We start from the raw sequence: 19,271 nt of genomic DNA, 5'->3' as shown, positions 1-19,271 counted from the left end.
TAAAACGCCGCTGAAAAATGCGGCGTTTTTTTGATAAAGGGCAGTCGCCTTTTTCAAATAGAAAATTCAATGTATAATGGAATCTATCATATGAGGAAAAGTACGGAGTATTCTCGATTCCCGCCGGAAGGAGAAAAAGCATTGAAAATCAGACTAAATGAGAAAATCATCAAAGAAAGATGCGGAACGGTCTCCTTCAAGAGGGGGGAGGCTTTTTATCGTTCGAATAAAGTAACCATGACAAATGTTTCACCTCAATCCTGTGAAGCGGTTGTATCAGGAGGGGAAGATTTTTTGGTCAAAGTGGAAAGGGAGCCGAAAGGGGATTTCAGAGCGGAGTGCAGCTGTCCATCACTTGCTTCCTTTGACCGGGACTGCCAGCACATAGCTGCGGTCCTTTTGTCGATTTTTCATCAAAATAAAAAGAATGCCCCCGTTGCTGGTGCACCTGCCGAATTTTTGAGGAATGACATGGCCGATCAGTGGATCAGTTTATTTGATAATAAACCAAGACGGACTAGTGGCCGGCAGAATCACTTTGAAGATCGAGCGGTTCTTGACATCGAGTTTACTTGCAGAGTGCTGCCTGTAGAGGGAGAGTCCCCTCTTTTAGGCATCAGCTTGAATATTGAAGGGATGCCTGTTAGGGAGATCCGTTCTTTATTGAGCGCTATTCAACGTTTGCAGCCTGCACAAATAAGCGAATCATTCATATACACCCCTGATCTGCATTGTTTTTCAAATGAGGACGATTCGGTCATACAATTGCTGATCCAATGTGCGTCAGACAATCATGCATCAAAACAAGCGAGAGAGGATAGAGATCTTTCCATCCTCATGCTCACTCCATCCATATGGAGTCAGCTGCTTCCTAAGCTTATTCATGTACCTAGCGCTGCAGTTGAGTATGATGGTGTACGGTTTAATGAGTTGACTATTTCCGATGAACCTCCGTCCTTACGATTTGTCCTATCTCCTCGCGGGAACAGTGGTTTTGAATTGAACGTATACGGTCTGTCTCGTTTGATCCTATTGCCTGCGTATCAAACCGTTATTTTTGAAGGTGTTCTGTTCCTGTTTGAAAAGGAGGAGGGCACAAGACTTCATTATTTGAAGCAAATGCTTGAAAAGACTCAATCCAATACCTTGCCGATTGCAAACGAACAGGTTGGATTTTTCATGGAAAAAGTACTCCCAGGTCTGAAAAAATGGGGACGCGTGGATATTGATGAATCGATTGCAGGCAAGTGGAAAAAAGCCTCTTTGTTGGCAAAACTGTATTTGGATCGTGTCGGAGGAAGACTGTTGGCCGGACTGGAATTCCATTATGAAAATGTGATCATCAATCCGCTGGAAAATAAAGAAACAAAAGCCTCTTCATGGCTTATTAGGGATGCTGAAAAAGAAGAAGTCATCATGAGCCTTATGGATGAATTTTTCGGTAAGACAGAAGAAGGCTACTTCCTACATAATGAAGAAATTGAATATGAATTTTTGACCTACATCGTTCCCAAGCTTCAAAAAATGGCTTCTGTTTATGCGACTACAGCCGTACGCACCCGTTTATTCAGAGGAAATGCCAAGCCGCGTATCAGGATAAAAGCACAAAAAGACAGAATCAATTGGCTTGATTTTAAATTTGAAATGGATGGGTTCTCTGATCAAAACATTAAAGAGCTGCTTTCAGCTCTTGAAGAAAAAAGGAAATACTACCGCCTTCCAAATGGATCATTGTTTTCTTTGGAAACAAGGGAAATGCAGGAGATCAATCGTTTCTTGAACTATCTACCTGATGAGGCAGGGGATTTAAGTGATGGGTTTGAGTTGCCGCTGACCCGCAGTCTTGGTCTGTTGGATACGGTGGATGAAGAAGGGCTATTCCGTTTCGATGATTCCTTTAAAGAGTTTTTAGAAAATCTGAAGAATCCAGGAAGTATTGCGTTTGAGGTACCTGGGGCTCTTCAGAATGTATTAAGAGATTATCAAACTAAGGGATATCATTGGATGAAAACCCTAGCTTTCTATGGCTTTGGGGGAATTTTAGCAGATGATATGGGGCTCGGAAAAACTATTCAAACCATCGCCTATCTCTTATCCGAAGTAGAGATCATCCGTGGAAAACAATTGCCGGCATTGATTGTGTGTCCATCGTCGGTTACGTACAATTGGCTGAGCGAACTGACGAGATTTGCACCAGATCTAGAAGCAATTGTCTTGGATGGGTCTAAAAAAGATCGTGTAAATTTGCAGAAAGATCTTAAAGGAATAGATATCATCATCACTTCCTATCCATTGTTAAGGAGCGATGTGAAATGGTATGAACAGCAAACATTTCATTCAGTCTTTTTCGATGAAGCCCAAGCATTTAAGAATCCCGGGACTCAAACGGCTCGCACCGTAAAGAAAATTCAAGCCAATCATCGCTTTGCTCTTACAGGGACACCGATTGAAAATGCTGCTGAGGAGCTTTGGTCGATTTTTTACGTCGTGTTTCCGGAGCTATTGGGGGATTTGAAGGAATTCAGCAATCTTCCCAGGAAGTCCATAGCGAAGCGGATCCGTCCATTTGTCTTAAGGAGACTGAAAGAAGATGTGCTTGCTGAGCTTCCTGAGAAAGTGGAGATGGAGGATTCCATCGAACTTTTAGAAGATCAAAAGAAGCTTTATGCTGCATATTTGGCAAAGCTGCGCCATGATGCCTTGAAGCACCTTGATAAGAATACCCTCCGTAAAAATAAAATAAAAATTCTAGCAGGTTTGACGAGGCTGAGGCAGATCTGCTGCCATCCTGCCCTTTTTGTGGATGGATACAACGGAAGGTCTGGGAAGTTTGACCATCTGATGAAAGTAGTAGAAGAGTCGAGGCATGCAGGCCGGAGGGTTCTGGTTTTTTCACAGTTTACGAAAATGCTGAATTTGATAGGCAGTGAACTAACGGAGAGAGGATTGGATTATTTCTATCTTGATGGGCAGACCCCACCTGGTGAGAGAGTGGAGCGCTGCAGCCGTTTCAATCAAGGGGAAAGGGACTTCTTCTTGATTTCCATGAAAGCGGGAGGAACAGGCCTGAATTTAACCGGGGCTGACACGGTCATCCTTTATGACACCTGGTGGAATCCTGCCGTCGAGGAACAAGCAGCTGACAGGGCCCACCGAATGGGTCAGAAGAATACGGTACAAGTGATCAAATTGGTCGCAAGAGGAACCATCGAGGAAAAAATGAACGAACTTCAGGAGAAAAAGAAAAACATCATTGAAGAAATCATTGAACAAAACGGGGAATCCTCAGGGACATTGACCGAAAAGGATATTCGGGAGATTTTGAATATATGATTTTATTAGAACGCTCTAAGTATGGGGTGTTCTTTTTTTTATATTTCAATATTGTTTCAAGAGAATATTTTTATTTTTTATTATTCGGTGAAACTCGTGGTATGTAACGGTTAAAGTGCTAACACAATATTACAGTTAAGTTAAAAGGAACTTTTCCTGTTTGATGGATCCAGTGAGTGGTAAACACGTTATTGTAGCACAATCACAAAGGAGGAATTCATAATGGCAAACAACAATGAAAACAACAATTCTAACAATCAGAATGGTACGATGAGCAGGGAAGAAGCCGGCAGAAAAGGCGGCGAAGCCACTGCAAAAAACCATGACAAAGAATTTTTCCAAGAGATTGGCGAAAAGGGCGGAAGAAACTCCGGGGGCAGCACTACCTCGAATAATAGCTCAAACAGCAATAACTCTAGCAGCAGCTCTAACAGCAATTCAAATAATAACTCTAATAACAGCAATTCAAACAGCAATTCCGGCAACAGCTCAAGCAATAACTCAAACAGTAATTCCAATAATTCCAACAATAACTCAAATAACAGCTCTAACAGCAATTCCAACAATAACTCGGGCAACAGTTCAAATAGCAACTCAAGCAGCGGCTCAAGCAATAGTTCCAACAGTAACTCAAGCAACAATTCAAATAATAATAGCTCGAATAGCTCAAATAATTCGAGCAACGGCTCCAACAGCAATTCGAACAGCAACTAAATGAAGCAAATAATAAGGAAGGATCCAGTATTGAGGATCCTTCCTTATTTGTGTATAAAAAATGCCCAAAATAGGGGTTGGGAACATTTGTTCTGCATCGGTAAATTGCTGAAAAATATTACTTAATAAAAAATTCTCTTTAATATATAAGTAAATAGTTATATAATGATATCGAAATGAGGAGGTGCCCATTATGAGTGTGAAGAATCTGATTGAAATCGATAAAGCATCACAAGTACTGAAACTGCTTGGGGATAAAACGCGGTTATCGATGATGAAATTGCTGCAGAATAATGAGTGCTGTGTATGCGAACTGGTTGAAATTTATCAAATGAGTCAACCAGCCATCAGCCAGCACTTAAGAAAATTAAAAGATATTGAATTGGTACGGGAAAAGAGGAAAGGTCAATGGATTTTTTATTCCCTGAATTCAAATAGTGTCTACTATGAATTTGTAGAGGATCTATTAAATTCCTTGCCAAATCAAGATGAACGAATTACCGAATTAGAAAAACAAGGCTTACGCATTCTATGCTGTGAGTGAAGGAGGTGGAATGATTGACTTCAATTGTATTAGCATCAGGGATCTTTCTGCTCACTCTCATTTTTGTCATTTGGCAGCCAAAAAATTTATCAATCGGCTGGTCTGCCTGTGGGGGAGCAGTCTTGGCACTGCTTGCAGGAGTAGTCGATTTTACAGATGTATGGGATGTTACTCAAATCGTGTGGAATGCAACCCTCACGTTCATAGCAGTCATCATTATTTCATTAATTTTAGATGAAATCGGCTTCTTTGAATGGGCGGCTTTACATATGGCAAGAGCCGCCGGTGGAAACGGTGTAAAAATGTTTGTCTATGTCGCTTTCTTAGGCGCGTTGGTGGCTGCGTTCTTCGCCAATGATGGAGCCGCGCTGATTTTGACTCCAATCGTCTTAGCGATGGTTCGCGCATTAAAGTTTGAAGACAAAATGGTTTTTCCGTTTATTATTGTCAGTGGGTTCATTGCCGATACGACATCGCTGCCATTAGCTGTCAGCAACTTGGTGAATATCGTTTCGGCAGATTTTTTCGGCATTCACTTTGCCCAATATGCATCCAGGATGATCATTCCGGACCTCTTTTCACTAGCTGCGAGCATATTGGTCCTATATCTGTATTTTCGAAGGAGCATTCCTAAAAATTATGATTTGGCAGACTTGAAACAGCCGTCAGAAGCGATAAAAGACCAAAAAATGTTTAAGCTCTCATGGATTGTTTTAAGTATTCTTTTAATCGGCTATTTCGCTGGAGAAGCAATTCATGTCCCAGTTTCCATCATTGCTTTGATTGTGGCGTTCTTTTTCTTATTAATGGCCCGAAGAAGCTCTGTGGTTGAAACGAAAAAAGTAGTAAAAGGTGCACCTTGGGCCATCGTCTTTTTCTCCATCGGGATGTATGTCGTTGTCTATGGACTGAGAAACGCCGGTCTGACGAATGTGCTGGCAGATGTCATCCAGACGACAGCTGACCAAGGCTTGTTTGTTGGAACTATTGGAATGGGCTTCATTGCAGCCATACTTTCTTCAATCATGAACAATATGCCGACCGTCATGATCGATGCATTAGCCATTCATGCGACGAACACAACCGATACCATGAGAGAAGCACTCATTTATGCAAACGTAATTGGTTCAGATCTCGGACCAAAAATAACCCCAATTGGATCTCTTGCCACACTATTATGGCTGCATGTATTATCCACAAAAGGTGTCAAGATATCATGGGGAACTTATTTCAAGACAGGAATTATCCTGACGATTCCGACGTTGTTCATTACACTAGCAGGACTATATCTATGGCTGCTGCTTATTTCTTAATAAATCATAAAGGAGAGGATTTACATGTCTAAAAAAACCATCTATTTCTTATGCACAGGAAACTCATGCCGAAGCCAAATGGCTGAAGGATGGGCTAAAAAATATCTTAATAGTGAAGAGTGGAATGTATACAGTGCCGGAATTGAAGCCCATGGGTTAAATCCGAATGCTGTTAAAGCCATGAATGAAGCAGGTATTGATATTATGAACCAAACATCGGATATCATTGACCCTGAAATTTTAAACAACGCAGATCTAGTAGTGACATTATGCGGGGATGCTGCTGATAAATGTCCAATGACGCCGCCAAATGTCAAACGTGAGCATTGGGGCTTCGACGACCCGGCAAAAGCTGAAGGAACAGACGAAGAAAAATGGGCGTTTTTCCAGTGTGTACGCGATGAAATCGGTGAACGCATTAAGCGATTTGCTGAAACTGGTGAATGATTTATAAATATTGGATAGTTAAATGAAATAAAGATAGCTAAACGCCTGATTCTTAGTGATTATAAAAATACTGCGAGTCAGGCGTTTTTTATATTGCTTGATAGTGCTAAAGAAGGAAAATGATTAACTTATCTCGAAGAGGACTATTAGGGAATATACATATTTTAAATCCGAGGATGATGGATGAAGTGGAATTAGTGAGACCGAACCAACGGTTTAAAGAACAAATAATGGATTATCGAAAAGCATTTTTACTATCTGGAGAACAGCCATATGGAGGTTCTTCCTTACAGAATTTTGATGACTTTGATGAATGGCTGAAAAAAGTGGAAAATCAAGAAAAGGAAGATAATTTGCCGCAGCACCGGGTGCCTTCCACACAATTTATGAGTATTGTAGAGGGGAAATTAATCGGACTTATTAATATTCGTCATCGATTAACTCCAGAGTTATTAAAGGAGAACGGACATATCGGCTATAGCATCCATCCGGATGAACGTCAAAAGGGATACGCCACTGAGCAGCTGAGCCTTTGCTTAGAAGAAGCCCGGAAGTTAGGTTTGGAAAAAGTATTGGTCAGCTGTGATAAACCAAATATCGCTTCTGCTAAAACCATCCAAAAAGTTGGCGGGATCTTTGAAAATGAAGTGAAGTCATTATACTCAGATGAAATCGTTCAACGGTATTGGATTGAATTATAAAACCCATCGGTTCTTCACCGATGGGTTTGTTTTTATCTTGAGAGATTCTGTTCTCTTTTAGGTACAAGCGGCACTCGATTGTAAATGCTGATAATGAGTTTTGAAAGCGGCTTGAAGACAGCTTGGAACTTATAAACGACGCCACTTGTTATGAATGCTACCAACACACTTCCTAAGACATCAAATGGGTAATGATGTCCCACATAAACACGAGAAAATCCTGTTAAGATTGGGATTACTAGCATGATAGAGCCAATTTTCCCGTGTTTGCGCCATAATACAGCCAGGGCTAGTGCAAATGCACCTGTTGTATGATCACTTGGGAATGAAGAGTCCTTCACATGAGGCAGCAATAAATGGACATGATGAGTTATGAATGGCCGGGATTCATAAAAAATATGGCCAAGGATAAAATTGATGAAAAGACCGATAGCCCCAGTTAGTGCAGCAAGCACAACCGTTTGCTTATAGTTGTCTTTACCTAAAAACCACATCAGAAGTAATATCAAGGCGTAAACGATCATGGCCTCTTTTGTAAAGAAAACCATTAACCCATCAAGAACAGGATGATGGCCGGCATTGTGATTGATTAGCTGAAATAATTTGTAGTTCATTAAAATCACTCATTTCTCTCATTTTCATGTGTTGTTCTATATATGCGGGTATAGCAGATCGTTAGGGGATGGACTCAGTTTATCCAACCTACCTTTTTAATTGGTTAAAATAAGATTAATTCATCATTAAAATTCTAATTTCTGATTTTTTTTGTGATAGATTTGATTCAGGTTCCATTTGAGAGTGAATCTCCCAAATAGTATTTGTGAATGGGACTCGGAGGCCATCATGTCACACCTAATCACCTTATTTGAACATTATCCATATGTCATGTTATTTCTTGGAACATTTTTAGAATTGTTGGCACTTCCGATTTCTGCGGAGTTGTTAATGAGTTATGCGGGATACTTAGTGTATCTTGAAAAGATGAACTATATATTTGCACTGCTGACTGCTTATACGGCTGCTGGAGCAGGGATCACCAGCACTTTTTGGATAGGAAAATCCGGGGGCTATAAACTTATCGAGAAATATGGCCGCTTATTGCACTTTGGTCCTCAAAAATAGCAAAAAACAGCTGACTGGCTGGAACGTTCCGGCAGTAAATTATTGGTGTTCGCTTATTTCATACCTGGTGTGAGGCATATTACCGGCTATGTTTCAGGGATATCAAGAATGAGGAACCGAACATTTTTTATTCCTGCATACATAGGGGTTTGGATTTGGGGAACTTGTTTCATATCGATCGGAAAAGTGTTAGGACCGCAATGGGATAGGTTTCATCATGTTATTAGCCATTACATATCTGAAGCATTGATCGTTGGTATTGTTGTGGCGGCAGTTTATTTCATCTTTCGTTTTTATAAGAGGAAAATCACTGTCTTCTTATCCATAGCTTTATTAGGAATTGCTATTACGTTATTAGTCATATTTCAAACAGTTTAGGAAATTGAAATTTAGGGTTTTTTAAGAATAGGAAACTAACCACTTTTTAAAGGGAGTATTATATGCTGCATCAATTGATGAATTCGTTAGAAAGTTTCGTTCTGGACGCAATATCCTCACTGGGAATATGGGGGATTTTTGGTGGCATGCTGCTGGAGAGTGCTTGTATACCCCTTCCGAGTGAAGTCATTATGCTGTTTGGAGGGTTTTTAGTAGGAAATGGGGATTATTCCTTTTGGAGCGTAGTATTGGCCGGAGTATCAGGTAACCTTATTGGATCAATCTTAATTTATCTAGTAGGGAAATACGGAGGCAGACCGTTTATTGAAAAATACGGTAAATATGTTTTGTTAAATCAGAAACATGTAAAACAGGCGGAAATGTGGTTCGAGAAATATGGAAGTGCGGCTGCATTTTTCGGAAGGATTTTGCCTATTGTGCGTACCTTTATTTCTCTTCCGGCAGGAATGGCGAACATGAAGATGAGTAAATTCATCACTTTTACATTCCTTGGCTGCATCCCTTGGAATATTGTCCTTGTTTATTTGGGAGTCAAACTCGGAGAGAATTGGGAGACAGGACAAATGTATATGAAACCTGTTACGTATGGAATTGTGGCTATTGTCTTTATTATCGTTATTTGGATGATGGTAAAGCGCTTGAAATCAAAATATAAAGCATCATAAAAAAAGAGGAATCGCCTGTTGCATAGGCAATTCCTCTTTTTATTAGGCTCTTTTCTCAATGATTGTTGCTTTATGGTTTAAAACAGTATTTCTTATGAAATCTTTGCTGAAGATTTAGCTCGAAAAGAGCCTGGATATTTCATCTCAACGAAACAGACAGCTAGTTTTACGTTAAAATCGGCACTAAGATTTTAACAACATTGTTTACGAAAACAGCCTTTTATTAATTTTGCTGCGTCCGTTTATATAGGCGCTCCTTATACCTTTGATAAAAGCCAATTGCAAATGTAAGCCAAAATGCGCTGATAAAATAGCCGGCAAGGATATCACTCGGATAATGAACACCAAGATAAATCCGACTGATCCCGATGGCAAAAATCATAATGGCACTTATGATGATTAATATCGTTCGCTTCAATCTTGTGCCGGTATGCTTCCATAGTAGAAAAGTGAGCGAACCGTATAAAGCAAATGCCATTGTCGCATGCCCGCTCGGGAAACTATAATTCGTCACAACTGCTAAGCGGTGCAAGTCGGGGCGTGCACGGTGAAAAATCTGCTTTAGGGTAAGAAACAAGACATTCGCACCTAAAATAACCGTAACGAAAAATACAAGTTCAGAGCGGTGCTTAAAAACGGTATACAGGATAAACACAGCCAGAAGGGACAGTACTATTACAGGTATCATGCCCCCTATAAATGTGAAAATTCGCATGATCTCCGTCAGCCACGGAGCTTCAAAACCTTGTACAAAATTAATAATGGGTCTATCGAATGCTTTAATCGAATGCTCATTGACTAGAAAAGCCATGAAAGTAAATCCTAACAATGAGATGAAACTTATGATAAAAGCAAGTAATAGATGCTTCTTTAAATTCATTATCGAACCTCCGTCAGTTATTAAGAATCATTCCTCTCTTGGTTTTACCCTTAATATAGATTTAGAAAACGACAGACTTATCATACCCCGCTAACCTCTATTTCCCCTGAACAAAACATTAAAATTTTATTAAAAATCTAAAATAGTGACTAAATAATGGTACCTTTGTTAGTAGAGATTCAATCCATATCACACGGTTTGAAAGATATAGGGAGTGATTTAGGTGAATGAAAGAATATTAGTCGTAGAAGATGAAAATAGCATCGCCAAAATATTGAAGATCGAATTGGAATATGAAGGATACGAGGTTATTGCGGCCAATGATGGGAGAACCGGCTTTCAATTGGCACTCGAGGGGAATTTTGACTTGATATTACTTGATGTCATGCTCCCTGAATTGAATGGCATGGAGGTCTTAAGGAAAATCAGGAAAGAAAACGATATGATTCCGATTATCCTATTGACGGCAAGGAATATGACGATGGATAAAGTAGCGGGCCTGGATCTTGGGGCAAATGACTATATTACCAAGCCGTTTGAAATGGAAGAGCTGCTGGCCAGAGTGCGCTCGTCATTGCGGCAGTCAGCAGTTTCCACCAGTGCTTTAAAAGCAGAAGAAGAGATTTTAACGATAAATGATATCATGGTTAATCCTCAGACGAGAGAAGTGGAAAGAGGAGGGAAGCCCATCACATTGACACCAAAGGAATTTGATTTTTTAGTCTACCTGTTAGCAAATAAGAACCGGATCGTCACAAGGGACAACATCATTAATAATGTGTGGGGTTATGAATATGAAGGAGAAACGAATGTTATTGACGTTTATATTCGACATTTAAGAAAAAAACTGGAAGAAGATTTTTCTGATTCTCAAATTATTCATACCGTAAGAGGAGTGGGATATATCATAAAGGAGTCGTAGAAAAGTATGAAAATCACAACGAAAATCAATTTGATGACAACGGCATGGATCCTTTTTGTATTAATTGCCATCAATTCAATTGTCTTTTTTTCATTTATGACCATCACATTTAACTTAGTTCAGGACGAAGTGCATCAAAAGGCTTCGGATATTATGAATGAGATAAAACCTGACGAATTATCCAATGTGTCCCAAACAAAATTCATTCCGTATTTATCCAGCCATTCTTTTATCAGATTTGTCAATAAAGATTCTACTATCATTAATGAAGTGACAAATGATAAATACTTATCAAAGAAAATTAAGCCTAAATTCACGAGCCACCCGACTACAGATCGGCGGATTATCCACGATGAGGGCGGAGAAGAGCAAATCATCATCTATAAAGAGCCAATCAAAGTGAATGGCCAGGTTAAATACACTTTAGAATTAAGTGAAAGAGTGATCGGATTGGAGCTGGGGAAGGATGTCCTGCTCATCATACTTGGTACATGTACTTTAATAGGAGCTTTATTTTCCCTACTTGGCGGCAGGTGGCTGTCTAATATCATCATCCGTCCTATTTCAAATATGATCAGATCGATGGAAGACATCGAAAAGAGCGGAATTCCTAAAAAGATATCCATACAGCGCGAAACAAAAGATGAACTGAATCAAATGGCGGTTACGTTTAATCGGATGATCGACAGATTGGATGAGAATCTGGAGCGGCAGAAACAATTTATATCCGATGCCTCCCATGAATTGAGGACACCGCTTACGGTTATCAAGAGCTATGCAGATTTACTGAGGCGGCGTGGGATTGAAAATGTTGAAATGACATTGGAAGCGATTGATTCCATTCATTCAGAAGCAACCAGGATTCAAAAGATGACGGAGCGATTCTTGGATCTTGCCAATACAGAGCTCGCTAACCAATTAGAACTCAAACCGATTCAATTAACATCCTTTTGCCAGGAAATCATTAACCAGCTGAAGGTTGCCTATAAGAGGAATATTGTACTTCATGCGAATACAGATTCACTATCTATCAGTGCAGACGAATTCAAATTAAAACAGGTCATCATTATAGCGATTGATAATGCCATAAAGTATAGCAAGGCAAAAGTGGATGTTTATCTTGAGGAGTATGATAAACATGTACTGATTAGAATCGTCGACTACGGCATTGGAATTCCGGAAGGTGAAATCAATCAGATCTTTGAACGTTTCTACCGGGTGGATAAAGCAAGAAGCAGACAAACTGGAGGAATGGGGCTCGGCCTTCCAATTGCTAAGAATATCATGAAGCAGCATCATGGCGAGATCAAAATCAATAGTGTAGAAGGGGAAGGAACAGAGGTTCAGCTAATGCTGCCAAAAATAAAAAATAAAAATATGATTGAGTAATTTAAAATTGATTGTGAAAACCAATCCCTTGTCATGTGGGGATTGGTTTTTTTAATGATTTGTTAATTTTGCATTAAGTGGGCGTTCAGCTGGAAGGTTTATAGTAGAGGTAACAAAAGCCGAGATTATTGAAATTAATATCTCTTGCTGGAAGTCATATATAGAGCGGGAAATATAAAAATGGGGTGGAAATCAATGATGAAATTCACAGACTCAGAGAGAATTTTAATCCTTTCAGCATCTGTTGGCGACGGCCATAATCAAGTAGCAAAAGCATTAAGTGAAGCTGTAGTGGACAGACATCCAGCTGTTGAACCAGTGGTGATTGATACAATGGAATGGCTGCATCCATATCTTTCTCCTATCAGTACATTACTGTATAAAAAGAGCATCAAAAATTTCCCCCAAGTATATAGCTTCTTATACAGAAAAACGCAGATAAGAAACTCTTTTTCGACAAGGTTAAATTCCATTTTTACAATTGGCATGAATTCAATGTTAAAAATCATTGAGAAGATCAGACCTTCTGCCATTATAAGTACCCATCCATTCGCTGCAGGCATCGTTTCAAAATTAAAGGAACAAAGATGCATTGATATTCCAGCAGTGACTGTCATTACAGATTATGCATACCATTCCTATTGGATCTATCCATTTACGGATCAATATATCGTCGGATCCAGGCAAGTAAAGGATGAATTAATGAATATGGGAGTTGAAGAGTACAAAATCAAAGCGACAGGCATTCCGCTTCGCAGGAGATTTAATGAAATACTCTCAAGAAAAACGTTGTTTGCTAAATACAATCTGCGCCCGGACAAGTTCACTCTGCTTGTGATGGGAGGGGGGGATGGATTTTTCAATAAAGAATCGTTTGAAGCTTTTGAGGATATTCCATACTCTATTCAATTGATTATCATTTGCGGACGCAATGAAAAATTAAGACAGCATCTGGAGAGGGAATTTTCAGGATCGAAACATGATGTGCTGCTAATGGGGTTTACTGAGAACGTCCATGAAATCATGGCCATTTCGGATCTAATGATCACCAAGCCCGGAGGAGTCACTTCATCAGAAGCCATAGCCATGAATCTACCGTTGCTTCTTTTTAACCCACTTCCAGGACAGGAAGAGGATAATGCCCAATTTTTATTGCAATCGGGTTTGGCGCGTCTTGTTCATACCCCTCATGAATTAATCTACAATATAAATAGAATGTTGAATGATCCACGGACTTTAACCTATATGCGTTATAGAGCGAGAAAATATCAAATGAAATCCGCTTCGAATAAAGCGGTGGGAATCATTGAACAGATGACCCAGAAGCTGCATATTCAGGAGATAGTATAATGTATCACATACTTTGAAAGTGCCTGTCACGCCCTGTTTTTGGTCGATTGCAAAACGACGTATTTCGGGGCGCGACAGGCACCTTTTTATTAAGGTAATTTTAATGAAGTGTTCAGAATCTGTACAGGTCTCTTCCCTATAATGAGTAGTACCCATCTTTGCAGTTTTTTACATAACTTCTAAGTTTTAAATGGGTCAAAGTATATTTAGGGGGAATCTTATGAAAAAGCTTGTTGAGGCATCCATGCAGCGTGCCATTTTAATGATTGTGTGTGTTATCATCATTTTGGCATGGGGAGCAATTTCTGCTTACCAGATGCAAAGGGATTATCTGCCGGGCATCAATAATACCACTTTATCCGTAAGTATGAGGGTGCCGGGGTATCTCGCAGATCAAGTGAAGAAGCAAGTCACTGACAACTTAGCAAGTGCAGTGAGAAGTGTCGATGGCCTGGATAACGTTGAAAGCACATCCTATGATGGTGGATTATTCATGAGTTTGTATTTTCCGATGGATACCGATATGAAACTAGCAGAAGATCAGGTCAATAAAGCGTTGGCCAGAGCGGATCTGCCATCTACCATTACCAGCACACCTGCAGTAACCAGGTTAACCACCAGTTCCTTTCCAATCCTGACCTACAGTTTGACCAGCTCCAAGTTAGATGAAGCAACGCTCCGGTCAACTGCAGCCCAAGAAATCACCAGACAATTAAATAGTGTTCCAGGGGTATCTGATGTTTCCGTGTTCGGAGGAGCAAAAGATGGATACGTAATGACGGTCCGAATGAAGGATTTAGCCAAGAATGGATTGACGCTCGATGATGTCAATAAATCCTTTGCATCTATTATTCCAATGATGCCGCAGGGGAATATCGTCAATAATCAGCTCTCCATCCCTGTTTCATTTGAAGGGCTAAAATTGACAGAGAAGCAAATGGAAAATGCAACGATTAAAAATAAAGAGGGCAAAAGCATACCAGTCTCTTCTTTTGCTGCCATTAAGCACTCATTAAATGACTTTAAAACCGTTTCAAGAACGAATGGCGCTCCGAGTGTGGAGCTGAATATCATTAAATCACCTTCAGCAAACATTACGGGCGTAGCCGATCGAGTGAAGGAACGGGTTTCCAACCTGCAGCTTGATACCATCAATCCAAATGACGTACATTTACATTTACTGTTAGATCGTGAAAAAGAACTAAATGATTCCCTATTTGGACTCATTAGAGAAGGATTGTTAGGCTGTTTATTTTCGATGATCTGTGTCTTCTTCTTTTTCAGGAATGTTCGCTCAACACTGTTAATTGCTGTTTCTTTGCCGATTTCTCTTTTAGCAACGACTGCCATCTTGAAGTCTATGGGCATCACACTGAACATCCTGACTGTTTCCGGTTTGATTGTAGCAATGGGGCGTATTGTGGATGATTCTATCGTAATCCTTGATAATATGTATCGAAAACGAGAAGAAGAAAATGGGAAGCCGATTTTATCCCTTCTTGCAGACTCTGTAGTTGAGATGATACCTGCAATTCTAGGCTCTACCTTAACTACTATTGCGGTATATATCCCGATTGCTTTTGTCGGAGGCGTTATCAGCGCTTCTTACAGTGGCTTTGCATGGTCTGTGGTCATAGCCTTAATCATCTCGTTCATCACTGCTATGTTAGTGATTCCGACCTTCGCATTCATGGGGTGGAAGGGAGGCAGGCAGCCTAAAAAAACCATCTCATTAGATAAGAAGATGAGGCCAGTATTAGAGAAGGCATTCAAAAATAAGAAAGCATTGCTGTTTATTTCTCTGGCTGTCTTTTTAGCTGCGGGAGTCTGCTCGACTTTATTGCCGATCAGCTTGCTGCCAAGCGGTAAAATCGGTCAAATTGCCATCAAAGCTGAATTGCCGAAAGGAAGTACACTTCTGCAAGTAGATTCTGAAGTCAAAAAAATTGAACAATCGTTAAAGAGCAATCCAAAAGTAGAGTCCTATTCTTCTCGTTTTGGCTCAACCATGACACCTCAAAGCGACGATGTCTTTGACCAAGGAGGGGGATACATTACGTATCCAAATGTGGCGAATCTTTCTGTCGTGCTAAAAAGGGATAAAGATGCAGACGCTGTTATTACTCAACTGCAAAAAGAACTGCCTAAACTATCAACCAATACGACTTATACTGTAACAAGCCAGAATATATCAGGAGACGATTCTCAGATTCGCATAGTATTTTCGGGAGCAGATCAAGCGACTTTGGATCAAATTGCCCAAAAAGCAAGAGTCAAGCTTGCCGATATTTCAAACCTAAGCGTTGATGGCAAAATGGATCTGACCAATGGGGCTGCAAAATATAAGGTGGTTATTGACCAGGGGAAAATCAACGAACTTGGCGTGAATCCACAAGATATTCTCACTGTCATCAATCGGTATATGGCACAGCCTAAAGACGCTCAGGTGACCGTTGACCATAACGTGCTGCCAATGGATGAGTTTCTTGATCAAATCGCATCTGGAAAAGATGCACCTCTTTCCATTACAGCATCTGCAGATGACGTAATCGCCTCTCTTAAATCAGAATCCTTTAAGGGAGAAAATGGAAAAATTGTTCAATTTGATCAAATAGCTTCTGTCCAAAAAGAAACAGGATCCTCTTCCATAAGCGAAAGGGATGGGCAGCCGTTTTCACTCGTTACGGCTTTGATAACATCCAACGATATTGGAAAGGTATCGAATAAAGTAGATCAAGCATTAAAAGGCATGTCATTGCCGGATGGAATTTCGTATTCGCTGGGAGGCATTTCTGAACAGGTCAAACAAATGATTGTTGACATGGTCATTGCTGTTTCATTTTCAATTCTCCTAGTACTGCTGATAACCTCATCCATATTTAAAGGATGGAGAGCACCATTGTCGGTCCTTTTAAGCATCCCGTTGGCTCTGAGCGGGGTTGTTGTGGCCTTGCTGCTATTCCATGGGGAATGGAACCTTGCAGCATTAATCGGCGTATTGATGCTTACAGGTATTGTAGTCACAAATGGAATTGTACTTGTCGATAAAATTGAACGAAACCGAAAAGAAGGGATGACTTTAAAAGAAGCCGTCCTGCAAGGAAGCCTTTCGAGGATACGACCTATATTAATGACAGCTGCTGCCACTGTTCTTACCTTACTGCCGCTTGCATTCTCTCATAGTGGAGAGACCGTTATCTCTCAAACATTGGGGATTGTGGTGATTGGCGGAATGGTCACTTCGACCATTAACAGCTTTTTTATCATTCCAATTATTTACGAATGGTTCCATAAGAAAGCTGCCAATAAAAAGAGCGCTAAATCTAATGCAATTACTAAATAAGTGATGTGCGAGGATTCCTAGAATAAGATTGTTGTAAATGGAAAGGGAGAAGGGGAATAAAGCCCTTCTCCTTTTTCATTCAATAGGTAACTGGATGCTGATGGTCGTTCCTTTTGAAAGGATGCTCGAAGCATAAATGCTGCCATTATGCAGTTCTATGATTTCCTTCACAATGGCAAGCCCGAGACCGATTCCGCCAGTTGATCGGGTTCGTGATTTGTCTACCCGATAAAACCGATTAAAGATATAGGGGACATCCTCAGGTGGTATTCCTTCTCCTTCATCTTTAACTTCTATTTGAATGAAGTTGGAAAGGGGCTGTATGATTACAGATATCGTTGAACCTTCATACGCATGGCGATAAGAGTTGTTTAAAAGATTGATAAGGACCTGCTCAAATCGTTGTTGATCAATTTGCGCAAACAGATTTTTAGGGCATGTAAAAGATAATTTTATGTTTTTATTCTTGTATGCCGGTCTAAGTCTGTCAATGGTTTTAGCACTCAGATCATAAAGATTACATCTTAATTTCGTAATTTGAAAGGAGTGTTTTTCCATTTGCGCGAGGTCAAATAAATTCTTCACAAGATCTGTTATATGCTCGCTTTCTTCTTTAATTATTGATAAATAGTTATTTCTCTCTTCTACAGTAATGGACTCTCTCATTGCGATGTCTGCATATCCTTTTACAAATGTTAATGGTGTTCTTAATTCATGCGCAACGCTCGCTAAGAATTCACTTCTTTCGTTTTTCATGAACTTCAAATCGTTTGCCAATTGTTGAATAGCATTTGACAACTCACCAATTTCATCATAACCTTTGACATTTAGTGAAACGGTCAAATCCCCGCTGCTCATTTTTTGGGCCGCTTCCTTCATGTGGACTAATGGTGTGGCAATCAGCTTGGACAAACCAATCATGGTAATAATGGTCACAGCTAGAATAATGGCGCCTGAAATCAGAAATTGGTGAGTTAGATGGTTTATGAGGGATTTAATAGAACCAGTCCCTAAAAACATATAGACATAGCCTTTTACTTGATTATTTATTTTAATAGGGCTGACAGTACATATATATTCAGATGTTTTCCAATGTTTTTCAATGACGGATCCTTTATGTGGTATAGGCATCTCATGCAGCAAATGATTCTTCATTCCATCGGTCACTTTTTTTGATTGGGCTATTGTTTCTCTTGTTGACGAGGTTATTATTACACTAGTTGACCCCTCAGATTCCATTAATGCCACATGTTTTACAGTTGTGGAATCAAAATTCTTCTGCAATACGTCCCTATGGCTGTTTCCCCTGGCCAGAAGGGCATTGATTTCTTCATTGACACGTGATTGAACTAAATTGGTATATAGAGAGAAGAATAAAATTCCTTCTATCAGCAAAGTGGCGATTAAAAAATATAAGCTGATTTTAATCGATATTTTCTTTATTCTCATCGCATAGATCTCCATTGATATCCAATGCCATATAAAGTGGCCAAGTGCTCATCAATTTGAAAACCAACTTTTCTTAATTTTTCTCTGATATTTCGAATATGAGAGTCTACTGTACGATCCTCTATTTCTGAATCAAATCCCCATATATTATTTATAAGCTGGTCTCTGCTAAGGACAATATCTTGATTACCTAAAAATAATCCGAGCAGAGAAAATTCAATAGGGGTAAAAGTGAGGTCTTTGCCGTTTACCAAAACAGTATGTTTAGCCTCATTCCATATCAGTTCATTGAAAATAATCTCATTTGCTGAATGAGTCCGCCTAAGAACGGCATTCAAACGAGCAATCAAAATGTCTTCATCAAAAGGTTTCGTAATATAATCATCTGATCCAGAATTCAACCCATAAATCATATCTGCTTTATTGTCCCTTGCGGTTACCATAATAATAGGAATATCACTGAATTTCCTAATTTCTTCACAGGTTTCCCATCCGTCCATTCCCTGCATCATGATATCCAGCAGGACTGCATCAACTTGCTTCTCTGTTAGATATTCAATGGCTTGAGAGCCAGAATTTGCTTTTAAACAATTAAATCCATTAGGGGTTAAATATAATTCAAGCAGATTCAGCATCTTGACTTCGTCATCTACTAATAAAATATTTTTCATTGTATTAAGTCTCCTAAATCAATTTCAAT

16 protein-coding genes and 1 pseudogene are annotated in these 19,271 nt (G+C 39.7%); 13 read left to right on the top strand and 4 right to left on the bottom strand.

Annotation, left to right across the window (positions count from 1 at the left end):
• The first annotated feature begins 141 nt into the window (after window positions 1–141).
• The 6 genes and pseudogenes from DFR59_RS05960 (at window position 142) to DFR59_RS05935 (ending at window position 7,052) form a co-directional block, all read left to right on the top strand.
• Window positions 142–3,333 (top strand): DEAD/DEAH box helicase, encoded by a 3,192-nt coding sequence (locus DFR59_RS05960; protein WP_114744834.1) that lies wholly within the window; start codon window positions 142–144, stop codon window positions 3,331–3,333.
• Window positions 3,334–3,555: 222 nt separating this feature from the next.
• Window positions 3,556–3,693: pseudogene (locus DFR59_RS20315) on the top strand (stress-induced protein, KGG, repeat-containing protein); the annotation flags it as partial.
• A 547-nt stretch (window positions 3,694–4,240) separates the two neighbouring features.
• Window positions 4,241–4,591, top strand: coding sequence for an ArsR/SmtB family transcription factor (locus tag DFR59_RS05950; protein WP_114744681.1), 351 nt, complete (start codon window positions 4,241–4,243; stop codon window positions 4,589–4,591).
• 14 nt (window positions 4,592–4,605) lie between these two features.
• Complete coding sequence (locus tag DFR59_RS05945; RefSeq protein WP_114744680.1) at window positions 4,606–5,904, top strand: arsenic transporter; 1,299 nt, start codon at window positions 4,606–4,608, stop codon at window positions 5,902–5,904.
• Between the two features lie 24 nt (window positions 5,905–5,928).
• Window positions 5,929–6,351, top strand: a complete 423-nt coding sequence (arsC, locus tag DFR59_RS05940; RefSeq protein WP_114744679.1) for an arsenate reductase (thioredoxin) — start codon at window positions 5,929–5,931, stop codon at window positions 6,349–6,351.
• Between the two features lie 188 nt (window positions 6,352–6,539).
• On the top strand, window positions 6,540–7,052 hold the full coding sequence (locus tag DFR59_RS05935) for a GNAT family N-acetyltransferase (protein WP_342768309.1): 513 nt from the start codon (window positions 6,540–6,542) through the stop codon (window positions 7,050–7,052).
• Window positions 7,053–7,084: 32 nt separating this feature from the next.
• Here the strand turns inward: DFR59_RS05935 and DFR59_RS05930 are convergent, their stop codons facing one another.
• On the bottom strand, window positions 7,085–7,666 hold the full coding sequence (locus DFR59_RS05930; protein WP_114744678.1) for an undecaprenyl-diphosphatase: 582 nt from the start codon (window positions 7,664–7,666) through the stop codon (window positions 7,085–7,087).
• A gap of 229 nt (window positions 7,667–7,895) precedes the next feature.
• Here DFR59_RS05930 and DFR59_RS20395 point away from each other — a divergent pair, with 229 nt between their 5' ends.
• The 3 genes from DFR59_RS20395 to DFR59_RS05920 all read left to right on the top strand — a co-directional run bounded on the left by DFR59_RS20395 (window position 7,896) and on the right by DFR59_RS05920 (window position 9,238).
• Window positions 7,896–8,174: a DedA family protein gene (locus DFR59_RS20395; RefSeq protein ID WP_245948389.1), complete on the top strand. Its 279-nt coding sequence runs from the start codon at window positions 7,896–7,898 to the stop codon at window positions 8,172–8,174.
• A gap of 18 nt (window positions 8,175–8,192) precedes the next feature.
• The gene (locus DFR59_RS20390) at window positions 8,193–8,552 is read left to right on the top strand and encodes a DedA family protein (protein WP_281269340.1); all 360 of its coding nucleotides are present in this window, start codon (window positions 8,193–8,195) and stop codon (window positions 8,550–8,552) included.
• Between the two features lie 62 nt (window positions 8,553–8,614).
• A complete protein-coding gene (locus DFR59_RS05920) occupies window positions 8,615–9,238 on the top strand; it encodes a DedA family protein (RefSeq protein ID WP_114744677.1) in 624 nt (207 codons plus the stop codon).
• Between the two features lie 223 nt (window positions 9,239–9,461).
• On the opposite strand, the gene DFR59_RS05915 is transcribed toward DFR59_RS05920, so the two are convergent.
• On the bottom strand, window positions 9,462–10,118 hold the full coding sequence (locus tag DFR59_RS05915) for a phosphatase PAP2 family protein (RefSeq protein WP_114744676.1): 657 nt from the start codon (window positions 10,116–10,118) through the stop codon (window positions 9,462–9,464).
• Between the two features lie 223 nt (window positions 10,119–10,341).
• On the opposite strand from DFR59_RS05915, the gene DFR59_RS05910 reads away from it, so the two are divergent.
• The 4 genes from DFR59_RS05910 (at window position 10,342) to DFR59_RS05895 (ending at window position 17,122) form a co-directional block, all read left to right on the top strand.
• Window positions 10,342–11,040, top strand: coding sequence for a response regulator transcription factor (locus DFR59_RS05910; protein ID WP_114744675.1), 699 nt, complete (start codon window positions 10,342–10,344; stop codon window positions 11,038–11,040).
• Window positions 11,041–11,046: 6 nt separating this feature from the next.
• On the top strand, window positions 11,047–12,429 hold the full coding sequence (locus DFR59_RS05905) for a sensor histidine kinase (protein WP_114744674.1): 1,383 nt from the start codon (window positions 11,047–11,049) through the stop codon (window positions 12,427–12,429).
• A 195-nt stretch (window positions 12,430–12,624) separates the two neighbouring features.
• Window positions 12,625–13,779 (top strand): MGDG synthase family glycosyltransferase, encoded by a 1,155-nt coding sequence (locus DFR59_RS05900; RefSeq protein WP_114744673.1) that lies wholly within the window; start codon window positions 12,625–12,627, stop codon window positions 13,777–13,779.
• Between the two features lie 220 nt (window positions 13,780–13,999).
• Window positions 14,000–17,122, top strand: a complete 3,123-nt coding sequence (locus DFR59_RS05895; RefSeq protein WP_114744672.1) for an efflux RND transporter permease subunit — start codon at window positions 14,000–14,002, stop codon at window positions 17,120–17,122.
• A 75-nt stretch (window positions 17,123–17,197) separates the two neighbouring features.
• Here DFR59_RS05895 and DFR59_RS05890 read toward each other — a convergent pair whose 3' ends face one another.
• Together DFR59_RS05890 and DFR59_RS05885 are read right to left on the bottom strand one after the other, a co-directional pair.
• Window positions 17,198–18,565 (bottom strand): sensor histidine kinase, encoded by a 1,368-nt coding sequence (locus DFR59_RS05890; protein ID WP_114744832.1) that lies wholly within the window; start codon window positions 18,563–18,565, stop codon window positions 17,198–17,200.
• Window positions 18,566–18,567: 2 nt separating this feature from the next.
• Window positions 18,568–19,242 (bottom strand): response regulator transcription factor, encoded by a 675-nt coding sequence (locus DFR59_RS05885; protein ID WP_114744671.1) that lies wholly within the window; start codon window positions 19,240–19,242, stop codon window positions 18,568–18,570.
• Window positions 19,243–19,271: the final 29 nt, after the last annotated feature.

Origin of the sequence: Falsibacillus pallidus (assembly GCF_003350505.1) — a bacterium.
GTDB classification, from domain to species: domain Bacteria; phylum Bacillota; class Bacilli; order Bacillales; family DSM-25281; genus Falsibacillus; species Falsibacillus pallidus.
Note: the sequence above shows the minus strand (reverse complement) of the source record. Positions and strands in the feature narration are given on the sequence as shown.

Bases quoted from the DNA above. Each gene is read 5' to 3' on its own strand.
- DFR59_RS05950 (WP_114744681.1), top strand. From the start codon at position 4,241: ATGAGTGTGAAGAATCTGATTGAAATCGATAAAGCATCACAAGTACTG.
- arsC (WP_114744679.1), top strand. From the start codon at position 5,929: ATGTCTAAAAAAACCATCTATTTCTTATGCACAGGAAACTCATGCCGA.
- DFR59_RS05930 (WP_114744678.1), bottom strand. From the start codon at position 7,666: ATGAACTACAAATTATTTCAGCTAATCAATCACAATGCCGGCCATCAT.
- DFR59_RS20395 (WP_245948389.1), top strand. From the start codon at position 7,896: ATGTCACACCTAATCACCTTATTTGAACATTATCCATATGTCATGTTA.
- DFR59_RS05920 (WP_114744677.1), top strand. From the start codon at position 8,615: ATGCTGCATCAATTGATGAATTCGTTAGAAAGTTTCGTTCTGGACGCA.
- DFR59_RS05915 (WP_114744676.1), bottom strand. From the start codon at position 10,118: ATGAATTTAAAGAAGCATCTATTACTTGCTTTTATCATAAGTTTCATC.
- DFR59_RS05905 (WP_114744674.1), top strand. From the start codon at position 11,047: ATGAAAATCACAACGAAAATCAATTTGATGACAACGGCATGGATCCTT.
- DFR59_RS05900 (WP_114744673.1), top strand. From the start codon at position 12,625: ATGATGAAATTCACAGACTCAGAGAGAATTTTAATCCTTTCAGCATCT.
- DFR59_RS05895 (WP_114744672.1), top strand. From the start codon at position 14,000: ATGAAAAAGCTTGTTGAGGCATCCATGCAGCGTGCCATTTTAATGATT.
- DFR59_RS05885 (WP_114744671.1), bottom strand. From the start codon at position 19,242: ATGAAAAATATTTTATTAGTAGATGACGAAGTCAAGATGCTGAATCTG.